This window comes from Ensifer sp. D2-11 (genome assembly GCF_054161295.1).
This window is the reverse complement of record NZ_CP096433.1, coordinates 1,722,166-1,736,968: the sequence shown is the minus strand read 5'-3', so window position 1 is coordinate 1,736,968 and position 14,803 is coordinate 1,722,166. Positions and strand designations below refer to the sequence as shown.

Below are 14,803 nucleotides of genomic sequence, written 5' to 3'. Positions count from 1 at the left end.
CCGTCCCTCCGAATTCCCTCTCCATTCGCAAATTATTCATGGTCAACCGTCGGTTAATCAATCGACGCTAGTCTTCATATTCGTACTGCGTATTGGAGCGGGCGCGGGACTATGGTTTGCAGTTTCTCCTGCAGCCCGCTCCAACTCAATTCAGGGCATGAGCGATGTGGACACGGCATCACAAGAAGCGAAGACTGGGGCGATTGGTGGTGCCGTTGCTGGCGGTCGCCTTCCTTTCCTATTTCGGCTATCATTCGATCCATGGCGGCTATGGTCTGGAGGCGACGAAGGAGTTCGACCGCCAGATTGCCGAGCGGCAGGCACGGCTGGACGAGCTCACTCAGACGCGAAAAATCCTGGAAAAGGAAGTCGAGCTGATGAGCGACGGTTCGCTGGAGAGAGACATGCTGGATGAGAAGGCTCGCCTCGCGCTCAACATGTCGCGCAGCGACGAGATCGTTATTTTCCACCACCCTGCGAATTAACTGAAAATAGGTTAAATTAAAAAAGACGTTAAATTTCAAACGGTTGGCGCGAATAATAGCCATGCAAATATGGCATTGCTGCCGCGCTTTTCTTTCCCTATGGTAGCCGCCAAAGGCTAACCATTGGGAGGAACGAATGGCTCCGCGAAAATCCGCGTCCGTTTCCAGCCGCAAGACCGCTGCCAAGCCGGCCAAGAAAGATTTTGCCGGCGGCACGATCGCCGAATTCTCCAAGGAAGACGATCTCAAGGCCTACCGGGAAATGCTGTTGATCCGGCGTTTCGAGGAAAAGGCCGGCCAGCTCTACGGTATGGGATTCATCGGTGGTTTCTGTCACCTCTATATCGGTCAGGAAGCCGTCGTCGTCGGGATGCAGCTGGCGCTGAAAGAGGGCGACCAGGTCATCACCGGCTATCGCGACCATGGCCATATGCTCGCCTGCGGCATGAGTGCGCGCGGCGTGATGGCGGAGCTCACCGGGCGCCGTGGCGGTCTTTCCAAGGGGAAGGGCGGCTCTATGCACATGTTCTCCAAGGAAAAGCACTTCTATGGCGGGCACGGCATCGTCGGTGCACAGGTCTCGCTCGGGACCGGCCTCGCTTTCGCCAACAGATACCGCGGCAACGACAATGTAAGCCTCGCCTATTTCGGCGACGGTGCGGCAAACCAGGGTCAGGTCTATGAGAGCTTCAACATGGCCGCTCTCTGGAAACTGCCGGTGATCTACATCGTCGAGAACAACCGTTATGCCATGGGTACCTCCGTGTCGCGGGCATCGGCGCAGACCGATTTCTCCCAGCGCGGCGCTTCCTTCGGCATTCCCGGCTATCAGGTTGACGGCATGGATGTCCGCGCCGTCAAGGCCGCAGCCGACGAGGCGGTCGAACATTGCCGTTCCGGCAAGGGCCCGATCATCCTCGAAATGCTGACCTACCGCTATCGCGGCCATTCCATGTCCGATCCGGCGAAGTATCGCTCGAAGGATGAAGTGCAGAAGATGCGTTCGGAGCATGATCCGATCGAGCAGGTGAAGGCCCGCCTGACGGATAAAGGCTGGGCGACCGAGGACGAACTGAAGCAGATCGACAAGGAGGTTCGCGACATCGTTGCGGACAGTGCCGATTTCGCCCAGTCTGATCCGGAGCCGGATGTCTCCGAGCTCTATACCGATATCCTGCTTTGATCCGGGGAGGGACAAACATGCCTGTAGAAATCCTTATGCCTGCCCTTTCCCCGACCATGGAGGAAGGCACGCTCTCCAAGTGGCTGAAGAACGAGGGGGACAAGGTGTCCTCCGGCGATGTCATCGCGGAAATCGAAACCGACAAGGCCACGATGGAAGTGGAAGCGGTAGACGAAGGCACGATCGGCAAGCTGCTGATCGCAGCCGGCACCGAGGGTGTGAAGGTGAACACGCCAATCGCCGTGCTGTTGCAGGATGGCGAAGCCGCAAGCGACATCGATTCCATGAAAACCGAAGCCCCGAAAGCGGAAACGCCTAAGCCGGCCGCGGCTGAAGCGCCGGCTGCTTCCGCGGCGCCCGTCGCGGCGCAGCCCAAGGCGGACGTTCCTTCCGACCCGGCAATTCCGGCCGGAACCGAAATGGCGACGATGACCGTCCGCGAAGCGCTTCGCGACGCGATGGCCGAAGAGATGCGCGCCAATGAGGACGTCTTCGTCATGGGCGAAGAGGTCGCCGAATACCAGGGCGCCTACAAGGTCACGCAGGGCCTGTTGCAGGAATTCGGTGCGCGCCGCGTGGTCGACACGCCGATCACGGAACATGGCTTTGCCGGCGTCGGCGTCGGCGCGGCGATGACGGGTCTGCGCCCGATTGTCGAGTTCATGACGTTCAACTTCGCCATGCAGGCGATCGACCAGATCATCAACTCGGCCGCCAAGACGCTCTATATGTCCGGCGGCCAGATGGGCGCGCCGATCGTCTTCCGCGGTCCGAGCGGTGCTGCAGCCCGCGTCGCCGCGCAGCACTCCCAGTGCTATGCCGCCTGGTACAGCCACATTCCGGGCCTGAAGGTCGTTATGCCCTATACGGCGGCGGACGCGAAGGGGCTGCTCAAGGCCGCCATCCGCGATCCGAACCCGGTGATCTTCCTCGAAAACGAGATCCTTTACGGCCAGTCCTTCGAAGTGCCGAAGCTCGACGATTTCGTGCTGCCGATCGGCAAGGCACGCATCCATCGTACCGGCAAGGACGCGACGCTCGTCTCCTTCGGCATCGGCATGACCTATGCGATCAAGGCCGCGGCGGAACTCGAGGCGCAGGGTATCGACGTCGAGATCATCGACCTTCGCACGATCCGGCCGATGGACCTGCCGACCGTCATCGAGTCCGTCAAGAAGACCGGCCGCCTCGTCACCGTCGAGGAAGGATATCCTCAGTCCTCCGTCGGCACCGAGATCGCCACCCGCGTCATGCAGCAGGCCTTCGACTATCTCGATGCGCCGATCCTGACGATCGCCGGCAAGGACGTGCCGATGCCTTACGCGGCCAACCTTGAAAAGCTTGCTCTGCCGAATGTCGCGGAAGTCGTCGATGCGGTGAAAGCCGTCTGCTACAAATAAGGGGGTCGTTCGATGCCAATCAACATCACCATGCCGGCCCTCTCTCCGACCATGGAAGAAGGCAATCTGGCCAAGTGGCTGGTCAAGGAAGGCGACAAGGTCAAGTCCGGCGATGTGATCGCCGAGATCGAGACCGACAAGGCGACGATGGAAGTGGAAGCCGTCGATGAGGGCACGGTCGCCAAGATCGTCGTTCCCGCCGGCACTGAAGGCGTCAAGGTCAATGCGCTGATCGCGGTTCTCGCCGCCGAGGGCGAAGACGTCGCGACTGCCGCCAAGGGCGGCAACGGTGCAGCGGGAGCAGCCCCGGCACCGAAGCCGAAGGAAACGGCCGAAACGGCACCGGCCGCGGCTCCGGCACCCGCCGCAGCGCCGGCACCGCAAGCTGCTGCTCCGGCTTCTCCTGCGCCCGCCGATGGCGAAGGCAAGCGCATCTTTTCGTCGCCGCTGGCACGCCGCCTCGCGAAGGAGGCAGGCATCGACCTTTCGGCGATCGCCGGTTCCGGACCGCATGGCCGCGTCGTCAAGAAGGACGTCGAGACAGCCGTTTCCGGTGGCGCCGCCAAGCCCGCCGCCGCGCCGGCAGCAGCTCCGGCCCCGGCGACGCTCGCTAAGGGCATGTCGGAGGACGCCGTCCTCAAGCTCTTCGAGCCAGGCTCCTACGAACTCGTGCCGCATGACGGCATGCGCAAGACGATCGCCAAGCGCCTCGTCGAATCGAAGCAGACGATCCCGCATTTCTATGTTTCGGTCGATTGCGAGCTCGACGCGCTTATGGCGCTGCGCGCCCAGCTGAATGCCGCAGCACCTGAAAAGGATGGTAAGCCGGTCTACAAGCTTTCCGTGAACGACATGGTGATCAAGGCGCTTGCTCTGGCGCTGCGCGACGTACCGGATGCGAATGTGTCCTGGACCGATCAGAACATGGTCAAGCACAAGCACGCGGACGTCGGCGTTGCCGTCTCCATCCCCGGCGGCCTGATCACGCCCATCGTCCGCCAGGCGGAGTTGAAGAGCCTCTCGGCGATCTCCAACGAGATGAAGGATCTCGGCAAGCGCGCGAAGGAGCGCAAGCTGAAGCCGGAAGAATATCAGGGCGGCACCACGGCCGTCTCCAATATGGGCATGATGGGCGTCAAGGACTTCGCCGCCGTCGTCAATCCGCCGCACGCGACGATCCTCGCGGTCGGCGCCGGCGAGGACCGTGTCGTCGTCAGGAACAAGGAAATGGTCATCGCCAATATGATGACCGTCACGCTTTCGACCGACCATCGCTGCGTCGATGGCGCGCTCGGCGCCGAACTGCTCGCCGCCTTCAAGCGCTACATCGAAAACCCGATGGGTATGCTCGTCTGATGCGATCCGGACCGGCTTCCCAGCCGGTCCTTTCCCCATGAAAAGCGAGTAGGCAGATGAAGACAGTCCTTTGCTACGGTGACAGTCTGACCTGGGGATACGATGCAACCGGTTCCGGCCGGCATGCGCTGGAGGACCGTTGGCCGAGCGTGCTGCAGAAGGCGCTCGGTTCGAACGTGCATGTCATCGCCGAAGGGCTGAACGGGCGGACGACCGCCTATGACGACCATCTCGCCGATTGCGACCGGAACGGCGCGCGTGTCCTCCCGACGGTCCTGCACACCCACGCGCCACTCGATCTCATCGTGTTCATGCTCGGCTCGAACGACATGAAGCCGATCATTCACGGCACCGCTTTCGGTGCGGTGAAGGGCATCGAGCGCCTCGTCAATCTGGTGCGCAGGCACGACTGGCCGACGGAAACGGAGGAGGGGCCCGAGATTCTCATCGTCTCGCCGCCGCCGCTCTGCGAGACGGCCAACAGCGCCTTTGCCGCCATGTTCGCGGGCGGGGTCGAGCAATCCGCAATGCTGGCGCCGCTTTATCGCGATCTCGCCGACGAGCTCGACTGCGGCTTCTTCGACGGCGGATCGGTGGCCAGGACGACGCCGATCGACGGTGTCCACCTCGACGCGGAGAACACCCGGGCGGTCGGCAGAGGGTTGGAGCCTGTCGTGCGGATGATGCTCGGGCTTTGACGATGACGGCTGGCGCGACCCTCAGGCCTGCTAAGCGAAGCGAGGCAGCGGAACTTGCGATCCTGATCGACATCGCCTCACACGGCTTTGCCTCCTGGCTCTGGTACGGCGGCGTTCTGAGCAAATCCGCGGAAACCGCCTTCGAGCATGGCCGCAACGTGCTGCGTCGGGATGCCGGGCCCGGTACGTGGCGCGATGCGGTGGTGGCCGAAATCGGAGACGAGATCGTCGGCGTGTCGGTTTCCTACGGCATCGATGCATCGATCCTCGAGATCGAGCCGAAACATCCCGTGCTTGCGCCCTTGCTTTTCCTGCAGAAGCAGGTGGTCGGTCACTGGTTCATCGATAGCCTCGGCGTTTACCGCCATTACCGCGGTAAAGGCATAGGCCGCGCTCTGCTCGAGAACGAGTTTTCCCGCGCCGGGCAGGCGCCGGTGAGCCTGATCACCGAAAGCCACAATGAAACGGCGCAGGCGCTTTACAGGCTGAACGGCTTCGAGGAGGTGGCGCGCGCCGGGGCCGTGCCGCTTTTCGAAGACAGCAGAAAACACGACTGGGTGCTTTTCACCCGCAACGCCGCTTGACCAAAGGTAGGAAAAACATGGCTGAGAATTACGACGTTATCGTTGTCGGTTCGGGTCCGGGCGGATACGTGACCGCCATTCGTTCGGCGCAGCTGGGCTTGAAGACGGCGATCGTCGAGCGGGAGCATCTGGGCGGGATCTGCCTCAACTGGGGCTGCATTCCGACCAAGGCGCTTTTGCGCTCCGCCGAAATTCTCGACCATGCCAACCATGCCAAGAACTACGGCCTGACCCTCGAAGGCAAGATCACCGCCAACGTCAAGGATGTCGTTGCCCGCTCGCGCGGCGTCTCTGCGCGGCTGAACGGCGGCGTCGCCTTCCTGATGAAGAAGAACAAGGTGGACGTGATCTGGGGCGAGGCGAAGCTCACCAAACCCGGCGAGATCGTCGTCGGCGCGCCGTCCAAGCCAGCCGTCCAGCCGCAGAACCCGGTTCCGAAGGGCGTCAAGGGAGAGGGGACCTATACGGCCAAGCACATCATCGTCGCAACCGGCGCGCGCCCGCGCGCGCTCCCCGGCATCGAGCCGGACGGCAAGCTGATCTGGACCTATTTCGAGGCGATGAAGCCGGAGGAATTCCCGAAGTCGCTGCTCGTCATGGGCTCCGGCGCGATCGGCATCGAATTCGCGAGCTTCTACCGCTCGATGGGCGTCGACGTGACCGTCGTCGAACTGCTGCCGCAGATCATGCCGGTCGAGGATGCGGAAATTTCCGCTTTCGCCCGTAAGCAGCTCGAAAAGCGCGGCCTGAAGATCATCACCGATGCCAAGGTGACGAAGGTCGAGAAGGGCGCGAACGACGTCACGGCGCATGTTGAGACGAAGGACGGCAAGGTCACGCCGATCAAGGCGGACCGTCTGATCTCCGCCGTCGGCGTTCAGGGCAACATCGAGAACCTCGGCCTCGAGGCTCTCGGCGTGAAGACCGACCGCGGCTGCATCGTCACCGATGGCTACGGAAAGACCAATGTCGCGGGCATCTATGCGATCGGCGACGTCGCCGGGCCGCCGATGCTGGCGCACAAGGCCGAGCATGAGGGCGTCATCTGCGTCGAGAAGATTGCCGGGGTTCCCGGCGTGCACGCGCTCGACAAGGGCAAGATCCCGGGCTGCACCTATTGCGACCCGCAGGTCGCCTCCGTGGGCCTCACGGAAGCGAAGGCCAAGGAACTCGGCCGCGACATCCGCGTCGGCCGATACAGCTTCGGCGCAAACGGCAAGGCGATCGCGCTCGGCGAAGACCAGGGCCTGATCAAGACCATCTTCGACAAGAAGACCGGCGAACTGATCGGCGCGCACATGGTAGGGGCCGAAGTGACGGAACTCATCCAGGGCTTCGTCGTCGCCATGAACCTGGAGACGACCGAAGAGGAACTGATGCACACGGTGTTCCCGCACCCGACCCTTTCGGAGATGATGAAGGAAAGCGTGCTCGATGCCTACGGCAGAGTATTGAACGCCTGATGACGCGCGGCCGTCCGGAACTTTCGGCTTTTTCACGCATTGATTGCATGGCATCTACAATGCGGGGAGGTCCTCATGAGCTTGAATGGCGTAGGTATCCTGGCGGCGATCATCATCGGCGGGCTTGCCGGCTGGTTGGCGGAAAAATTCATGAACAGCCAGATGGGGCTGTTCGCGAACATCATCCTCGGCATTATCGGCGCCGTGGTATTGAATTTCATTCTCGCGGCCTTGGGCATGGCTTACACCGGCTGGATCGCCTATCTCATCATCGGATTCATCGGCGCATGCCTGTTGATCGCGGCGGGCCGCGCCGTTCGAGGGTAGGGCCATTCACCATTCGTTTGCCGTCAGGCTGCCATGCAAATGGTGGCCTGACTTTTCATGTCCGGCTGTTTATATAAGGCGACAAGGTGCGGGCGGCCTTGCTGCCGCTTGCCCGTCACTATGAAGGAAGACACATGGTAACGGTTTTCGACGCCGTCTCGGATCGGGCGCAGCGTGTTCGCCACCCGGAAAAGGCCCACCGGCCCGACACCGAGGTCCTGCGCAAGCCGGACTGGATCCGTGTGAAGGCACCGACCTCGAAGGGATACCAGGAGACCCGCTCGATCGTGAAGAGCCACAAGCTCGTGACGGTCTGCGAGGAAGCCGGATGCCCGAACATCGGCGAGTGCTGGGACAAGAAGCACGCGACGTTCATGATCATGGGCGAGATCTGCACGCGTGCCTGTGCCTTCTGCAACGTCGCGACCGGCAAGCCCAATGCCCTCGATCTGGACGAGCCCGCAAATGTCGCCAAGGCGGTGAAGCAGATGGGCCTGAGCCATGTCGTCATCACCTCAGTCGACCGCGACGACCTCGACGACGGCGGCGCCGAGCATTTCGAGAAGGTCATCTTCGCGATCCGGGAAGCCTCGCCGGAAACCACGATCGAAATCCTGACGCCCGATTTCCTCCGCAAGCCCGGCGCGCTGGAGCGTGTCGTGGCCGCCAAGCCGGACGTTTTCAACCACAATCTCGAAACGGTTCCGTCCAACTACCTGACGGTCCGGCCGGGCGCGCGCTATTTCCATTCGATCCGGCTTCTGCAGCGCGTGAAGGAACTCGACCCCACAATGTTCACCAAGTCGGGCATCATGGTCGGCCTCGGCGAGGAGCGCAACGAAGTGCTGCAGCTGATGGACGATCTGCGTACCGCCGATGTCGATTTCCTGACGATCGGCCAATATCTGCAGCCGAGCCGCAAGCATCACAAGGTCGAGAAATTCGTCACTCCGGAAGAATTCAAGTCCTACGAGACGGTCGCCTATACCAAGGGCTTCCTGATGGTTTCTTCAAGCCCGCTGACCCGCTCTTCCCACCATGCCGGCGACGACTTCGCCCGGCTGAAGGCGGCGCGGGAGAGGAAGCTTGCGGCGGCGGAGTAGTCCGCCCCTCATCCGGCCTGCCGGCCATCTTCTCCCCGCAGGCGGCCGCAAGTGGGGCGAAGGAGATTCGTGGCTACACTCCACTGCCACCGACAAGAAGCCGGGCACAAATGCGCCGCCTCCTTGATCTTCCGGCGCTGGGGCCTTAACTCAAATTCATGCCGCATTTCGAAACCAACCACGTCGTCAAGCACTCGGCCGAGCAGATGTTCGCTCTCGTTGCCGATGTCGAGCGTTATCCGGAGTTCCTGCCCCTTTGCGAAGCGCTGAGCGTACGCTCGCGCAAGGAGCGCGACGGCAAGGTGCTGCTGCTTGCCGACATGACGGTCGGCTACAAGGCGATCCGGGAAACATTCACGACCCAGGTGCTTCTCAAACGGGAAGAGCGGATCATCGACGTCAACTATATCGAGGGTCCGTTCAAGTACCTCGACAATGTCTGGCGTTTCGAGCCCGTGGACGAAAGCCAGTCGATCGTACACTTCTGCATCGACTATGAATTCAAGAGCCGCCTTCTGGGCGCGCTCATGGGCTCGATGTTCGATCGCGCCTTCCGCATGTTCTCCGAAGCATTCGAAAAGCGGGCGGATGTGATCTACGGGTCGTAAGCCAGCTCTGCGACCAGATCGAGCGCCGTGTGCACGGTGGCAAGCCGCACCGCACCCCGGCCGATGTCGCCGTAGCGCATTTCCCGGTGAATCATCGTGCCGTCGCGAGCGGCAGCGGCGAGGTGAACGAGGCCGACGGGCTTCTCGGCGGAGCCGCCGCCCGGCCCGGCTATGCCCGTGACGGCCACGGCCATATCGGCGGCTGAGTGCAAAACCGCGGCGCGGGCCATCTCCATTGCCGTCTCACGCGAGACGGCGCCATGTGCGGCAAGCGTTGCGGGGTTCACGCCGAGCATCTCGACCTTCGCTTCGTTGGAATAGGTGACGAAGCCGCGGTCGACGACGGAGGATGAGCCTGCGATTTCCGTCAAGGCGCTGGCGATCAGGCCGCCCGTGCAGGACTCCGCGGTCGCCAGTTTAAGTCCGCGGGAGGTGAAATCCTGGATTATGGCCCGCGCTTTCTCTTCAGTATCGGTCGTCCACATCGGGCTTGCTCCGTGATGCATAGACGACGGTCGCGGTGGCGATCGCCGCAATTCCTTCGTTCCGCCCGACAAAGCCGAGTTTCTCGTTGGTCGTCGCCTTGATCGAACAGCGGTCGAGCGAAATACCGAGTATCGCCGCAAGGTTTTCGCGCATCTGCTGACGATGCGGCCCGACCTTGGGCGCCTCGGCAATCAGCGATATGTCGGCATTGGTAACAGTGCCGCCGCGCTCGCGGACGATCCGCGCAGCGTGCTCGAGAAAGATGCGCGAAGGCGCGCCCTTCCACTGCGGGTCGGATGGCGGGAAGTGGTCGCCGATGTCGCCGGCGCCGCAAGTGGCGAGCAGGGCGTCCGTCAGGGCATGCAGGGCTACGTCCGCGTCGGAATGGCCGGAGAGTTTGCGGTCGTGGGGGATGAAGACACCACAGAGGGTGACGCCGTCGCCGTCCACGAGTTGATGCACGTCATATCCGTTGCCGGTGCGCACATCGGGAATGGCCATGCGGGTCAGTTTCTCGTCTGCCATCGACAGGTCCCTCCGGAGTGTCAACTTGAAATTGTCCACGGCTCCTTCCACCAGAAGGACGGGGATGCCGGCCCATTCGGCGATAGAGGCGTCGTCCGTAAAGTCGGACCTGCCGCTTGCCGCCGCTCGCCGATGAGCGGAGAGGATCGGCTCGAGGCGGAAGCACTGCGGCGTCTGTGCGGCGTAGAGATCGGTTCGCGGAACGGTCTCGGCAACGAGGCCGGCCGCCTTCGTACGCTTCAGCGTGTCGGCGACCGCAATTGCCGGCAGGAGGGCCTGGGCGCCGTCACGAAGCGCCGCACCGCAGCGATCGAGCAGTGTGTGATCGAAAAAGGGGCGCACCGCGTCGTGGATCATCACGTATTCCACGCCGGTAGCGGCGACCGCTTCCAGCCCGGCGAGCACCGAAAGCTGGCGCGTCGCTCCGCCGTGGACCACCGTCAGCTCCAAGGTCCCGGCCATCCGCTTGCGGGCCGCCGCGAACAGCTCTTCGTCATCGGGGTGGATCACGACGACGACAGGTCCCGCTCCGGGCCATGTCGCGAAAATGTCAAGCGTATGGGCGATAACGGGCCGATCACCGATCGTGCGGTATTGCTTCGGTCCCTCGGCCGACTGGCCGGCGCGCTCGCCGCGGCCGGCCGCAACGATCACGACGCCGCAGGAGAACTGTTCTTCGCCTTGCATCTTCTGTATGTGGTCCCGCATTCGCCAATATTCGCCGTGATGTACCGCGAAGGTCCTGCCATGGCCAGCCATGCGAGGAATTTTGTCCCGCGCGTCGAAAAGGCTTGGCAAGCAGAAGAACAATGTCTAAAAATAGTGCAAGATTTTCATGTGCCTGAAAGATATGCATTTGCCCTCGACGGCTTTTTCACCCTCGCTTCTGATCGGGAATGTCGAAATCCGCAATCGCGTAGCGCTCGCGCCGATGTCCGGCGTGACGGATCTGCCCTTTCGCATGCTTGCCTGGCGTTTCGGCGCGGGGTTCGTCGTGACCGAGATGGTGGCGAGCCGCGAACTGGTCGGTAACGCCGCCGAATCCTGGGCGCGGCTGAAGAATTCCGGCATCGATCCGCACATCGTGCAACTCGCCGGGCGTGAAGCGCACTGGATGGCCGAGGCGGCGAGGATCGTCGAGGCCAATGGCGCCGATATCATCGACATCAACATGGGCTGTCCCGCGAAGAAGGTCACCGGCGGCTATTCCGGATCTGCGCTGATGCGCGATCCGGATCATGCGCTTTCGCTGATCGAAGCGACGGTCAAAGCAGCCACGGTCCCGGTAACGCTCAAGATGCGCCTCGGCTGGGATGAGAATTCGATCAATGCGCCGCTGATTGCCCGAAGGGCCGAGGAGGCAGGCGTGAAGGCGATCACCATTCACGGACGAACACGCATGCAATTCTACAACGGCAAAGCCGATTGGGATGCGATCCGGGCCGTCCGCGAGGTGGTCTCCATCCCGCTGATTGCCAATGGCGATGTGGATTCGGTTGCGGATGCGCATGAGATCCTGCGTCGGTCGGGCGCGGACGCCGTCATGGTCGGTCGATCGTGCCAGGGACGGCCGTGGCATGCTGGCGTTCTCGCCGGCGCTGCTGCTCACCCGGATGCGTCGGGCGTCGCCCGCATATTCGCGGAGCATTACGAGATGATGCTCGAATTCTACGGCGTGGAGGTCGGGCTGCGGACCGCCCGCAAACATGCGGGCTGGTATCTCGATCGTTTCGCGCCCGAGCTTCCCGCTTCGGAGAAAGCCGCGATTCTGACATCGACCGAGACGGGTTTCGTACGCGACAGCGTGGTAGCCGCCATTGTTCGCTCCGGCGGGGCGGCGGCGAGGGAGGAGATTGCGGCATGACCGAGAAGGCAACGGCACCGGTGGAAGGTGCCAACGATCTTTCCATGGCCGTGCTGAACGCGATCCAGAATCCGGTCATCCTGGTGGACGAGAACGGCTTCGTCGCCTTTGCGAACTGGGAGGCCGAATCCTTCTTCGGGGCCAGCGCCAACCATCTTGCGCGCCACGATATCAGCGCTTTCATTCCGTTCGGCAGCCCGCTCCTCACGCTGATCGAGCAGGTTCGCGAGCGTCGGGCGGCGGTCAACGAGTACCGGGTGGACCTCAGCTCTCCGCGCCTTGGAGCCGACAAGCTCGTCGACCTCTATGTGGCCCCGGTACTGTCGCAACCCGGATCGGTGGTGATCGTCTTTCAGGAACGGTCGATGGCGGACAAGATCGACCGCCAGCTCACCCACCGTGCCGCAGCGCGGTCCGTCACCGGCCTTGCTTCCATGCTCGCCCACGAGATCAAGAATCCGCTTTCGGGCATTCGCGGCGCCGCGCAGCTCCTGGAAACCTCCGTCAATGACGAGGATCGCGCCCTGACGAGACTGATCTGCGACGAAACGGACCGCATCGTCTCGCTCGTAGACCGGATGGAGGTCTTCTCCGACGAGCGCCCGGTCGACCGCCTGCCGCTCAACATCCATGCGGTGCTCGACCACGTCAAGGCGATCGCCAAGGCCGGCTTTGCCCGGAGAATCAAGATATCGGAACATTACGATCCGTCGCTTCCCCCGGTTTTCGCGAACCGCGACCAGTTGGTTCAGGTCTTCCTGAATCTGATCAAGAACGCGGCCGAGGCGATCGGCGACAGGGCGGACGGCGAGATTTTGCTGACGACGGCCTATCGGCCGGGCATTCGCCTTTCGGTCGCCGGAACGCGCGAAAAGATCTCGCTGCCTCTGGAATTCTGCGTGCATGACAACGGTCCGGGCGTCCCTCCCGATCTGCTGCCGCATCTTTTCGACCCGTTCATCACCACCAAGACGAACGGGTCCGGTCTCGGCCTGGCGCTTGTGGCCAAGATCATCGGCGGCCACGGCGGCATCGTCGAATGCGACAGCCAGCATAGCCGCACGACTTTCCGCGTTCTCATGCCGGCATCCAAGGGGCTGGCGGCCGATGACGAAACTCCGATGACAAAAGGAACCAATGGATGACGGGCGCAACGATCCTCGTCGCGGATGACGACGCAGCCATTCGCACCGTGCTGAACCAGGCGCTCAGCCGTGCCGGATACGATGTGCGCATCACCTCCAATGCCGCAACCCTCTGGCGCTGGATAGCAGCCGGCGACGGCGACCTGGTCGTGACCGATGTCGTGATGCCGGATGAAAACGCCTTCGATCTCCTGCCGCGGATCAAGAAGGCACGGCCGGATCTGCCGGTTCTCGTGATGAGCGCTCAAAATACCTTTATGACGGCCATCAAGGCTTCGGAGAAGGGCGCTTACGACTATCTGCCGAAGCCTTTCGATCTGACGGAGCTGATCGGCATCATCGGCCGGGCGCTCGCCGAACCGAAGCGGCGGCCCTCCAAGCTCGAGGACGATTCGCAGGACGGGATGCCGCTGGTCGGCCGTTCCGCCGCCATGCAGGAAATCTACCGCGTGCTTGCGCGGCTGATGCAGACCGACCTCACGCTGATGATCACCGGCGAGTCCGGCACCGGCAAGGAACTCGTTGCCCGTGCATTGCACGACTATGGCAAGCGGAGAAATGGCCCCTTCGTCGCCATCAACATGGCGGCGATCCCGCGCGACCTCATCGAGTCGGAACTGTTCGGTCATGAGAAGGGGGCTTTCACCGGCGCCCAGACGCGCTCCACCGGGCGCTTCGAGCAGGCCGAAGGGGGGACGCTCTTCCTCGACGAAATCGGCGACATGCCGATGGATGCGCAGACGCGTCTCCTGCGCGTGCTGCAGCAGGGCGAGTATACGACCGTCGGCGGACGCACGCCGATCCGCTCGGATGTCCGCATCGTCGCTGCCACCAACAAGGACCTGAAACAATCGATCAATCAGGGCCTTTTCCGCGAAGACCTCTACTATCGCCTGAATGTCGTGCCCCTGCGTCTGCCGCCCCTGAGAGACCGCGCCGAAGACATCCCGGACCTTGTCCGCCATTTCGTCCAGCAGGCCGAAAAGGAAGGGCTCGACGTCAAGCGCTTCGATCAGGAGGCGCTCGAATTGATGAAGGCGCATCCCTGGCCGGGCAATGTGCGCGAGCTCGAGAACCTCGTTCGCCGTCTGACGGCACTTTATCCACAGGATGTCATTACCCGCGAAATCATCGAGAACGAACTGCGTTCGGAGATCCCGGACAGCCCGATCGAGAAGGCCGCGGCGCGCTCGGGCTCGCTGTCGATATCGCAGGCGGTCGAGGAAAACATGCGGCAGTATTTCGCGAGCTTTGGCGATGCCTTACCGCCCTCCGGCCTTTACGACCGCGTCCTTGCGGAAATGGAATATCCTCTGATTCTCGCGGCTCTGACGGCGACCCGCGGCAACCAGATCAAGGCGGCCGACCTCCTGGGTCTAAACCGCAATACGCTGCGCAAGAAGATCCGCGAACTCGGGGTCTCGGTGTACCGCAGCTCGCGTAGCGCTTGACTGAGATGCAACACCGTTGCATTTTCGCCACAATGCGTTGCTTGAACCGCGCATAAGCGTCGATTCGCCGGCGCTCGGTCGCAGCCGGTCGATCAGACCGGTGCGGGCGGGGAGTTTTGCCTATC

General features: G+C 62.5%; 15 protein-coding genes. 13 read left to right on the top strand and 2 right to left on the bottom strand.

Annotated elements, in window-relative coordinates:
• The first annotated feature begins 164 nt into the window (after positions 1–164).
• From M1D34_RS08380 to M1D34_RS08335, 10 genes are all read left to right on the top strand, one after another.
• On the top strand, positions 165–485 hold the full coding sequence (locus M1D34_RS08380; RefSeq protein WP_013844312.1) for an FtsB family cell division protein: 321 nt from the start codon (positions 165–167) through the stop codon (positions 483–485).
• A 136-nt stretch (positions 486–621) separates the two neighbouring features.
• Positions 622–1,668 carry a pyruvate dehydrogenase (acetyl-transferring) E1 component subunit alpha gene (gene pdhA, locus M1D34_RS08375; RefSeq protein WP_003535472.1) on the top strand — a complete coding sequence of 349 codons (1,047 nt, stop codon included), beginning with the start codon at positions 622–624 and terminating at the stop codon, positions 1,666–1,668.
• 17 nt (positions 1,669–1,685) lie between these two features.
• Entirely contained in the window at positions 1,686–3,068 is a 1,383-nt protein-coding gene (locus tag M1D34_RS08370) for a pyruvate dehydrogenase complex E1 component subunit beta (RefSeq protein WP_010969227.1), read from the top strand.
• A gap of 12 nt (positions 3,069–3,080) precedes the next feature.
• Complete coding sequence (locus M1D34_RS08365) at positions 3,081–4,424, top strand: pyruvate dehydrogenase complex dihydrolipoamide acetyltransferase (protein WP_498781583.1); 1,344 nt, start codon at positions 3,081–3,083, stop codon at positions 4,422–4,424.
• Between the two features lie 56 nt (positions 4,425–4,480).
• Complete coding sequence (locus M1D34_RS08360; RefSeq protein WP_028011131.1) at positions 4,481–5,122, top strand: SGNH/GDSL hydrolase family protein; 642 nt, start codon at positions 4,481–4,483, stop codon at positions 5,120–5,122.
• A 2-nt stretch (positions 5,123–5,124) separates the two neighbouring features.
• Positions 5,125–5,706 carry a GNAT family N-acetyltransferase gene (locus M1D34_RS08355; protein WP_498781581.1) on the top strand — a complete coding sequence of 194 codons (582 nt, stop codon included), beginning with the start codon at positions 5,125–5,127 and terminating at the stop codon, positions 5,704–5,706.
• Positions 5,707–5,723: 17 nt separating this feature from the next.
• Positions 5,724–7,169, top strand: a complete 1,446-nt coding sequence (lpdA, locus tag M1D34_RS08350) for a dihydrolipoyl dehydrogenase (RefSeq protein ID WP_010969230.1) — start codon at positions 5,724–5,726, stop codon at positions 7,167–7,169.
• Positions 7,170–7,244: 75 nt separating this feature from the next.
• Positions 7,245–7,496 (top strand): GlsB/YeaQ/YmgE family stress response membrane protein, encoded by a 252-nt coding sequence (locus M1D34_RS08345; protein WP_003535458.1) that lies wholly within the window; start codon positions 7,245–7,247, stop codon positions 7,494–7,496.
• A 134-nt stretch (positions 7,497–7,630) separates the two neighbouring features.
• Positions 7,631–8,599, top strand: a complete 969-nt coding sequence (gene lipA / locus M1D34_RS08340) for a lipoyl synthase (RefSeq protein WP_003535457.1) — start codon at positions 7,631–7,633, stop codon at positions 8,597–8,599.
• Positions 8,600–8,757: 158 nt separating this feature from the next.
• Positions 8,758–9,207 carry a type II toxin-antitoxin system RatA family toxin gene (locus M1D34_RS08335; protein ID WP_015241148.1) on the top strand — a complete coding sequence of 150 codons (450 nt, stop codon included), beginning with the start codon at positions 8,758–8,760 and terminating at the stop codon, positions 9,205–9,207.
• On the opposite strand, the gene M1D34_RS08330 is transcribed toward M1D34_RS08335, so the two are convergent.
• Entirely contained in the window at positions 9,195–9,692 is a 498-nt protein-coding gene (locus M1D34_RS08330; RefSeq protein WP_498781578.1) for a CinA family protein, read from the bottom strand. The genes M1D34_RS08335 and M1D34_RS08330 overlap by 13 nt on opposite strands.
• Positions 9,673–10,905 carry a bifunctional 2-C-methyl-D-erythritol 4-phosphate cytidylyltransferase/2-C-methyl-D-erythritol 2,4-cyclodiphosphate synthase gene (locus tag M1D34_RS08325; protein ID WP_027993638.1) on the bottom strand — a complete coding sequence of 411 codons (1,233 nt, stop codon included), beginning with the start codon at positions 10,903–10,905 and terminating at the stop codon, positions 9,673–9,675. The genes M1D34_RS08330 and M1D34_RS08325 overlap by 20 nt, the downstream gene beginning before the upstream one ends.
• A 148-nt stretch (positions 10,906–11,053) precedes the next feature.
• Between M1D34_RS08325 and dusB the strand changes: the two genes are divergently transcribed.
• From dusB to ntrC, 3 genes are read left to right on the top strand one after another with little or no spacing between them, the layout of a single operon-like run.
• Entirely contained in the window at positions 11,054–12,082 is a 1,029-nt protein-coding gene (gene dusB / locus M1D34_RS08320) for a tRNA dihydrouridine synthase DusB (RefSeq protein ID WP_498781576.1), read from the top strand.
• Entirely contained in the window at positions 12,079–13,227 is a 1,149-nt protein-coding gene (locus M1D34_RS08315) for a two-component system sensor histidine kinase NtrB (protein WP_127541065.1), read from the top strand. Before dusB ends, M1D34_RS08315 begins: the two co-directional genes overlap by 4 nt.
• On the top strand, positions 13,224–14,678 hold the full coding sequence (ntrC, locus tag M1D34_RS08310; RefSeq protein WP_003535443.1) for a nitrogen regulation protein NR(I): 1,455 nt from the start codon (positions 13,224–13,226) through the stop codon (positions 14,676–14,678). Before M1D34_RS08315 ends, ntrC begins: the two co-directional genes overlap by 4 nt.
• The last annotated feature ends 125 nt before the right edge of the window (positions 14,679–14,803 follow it).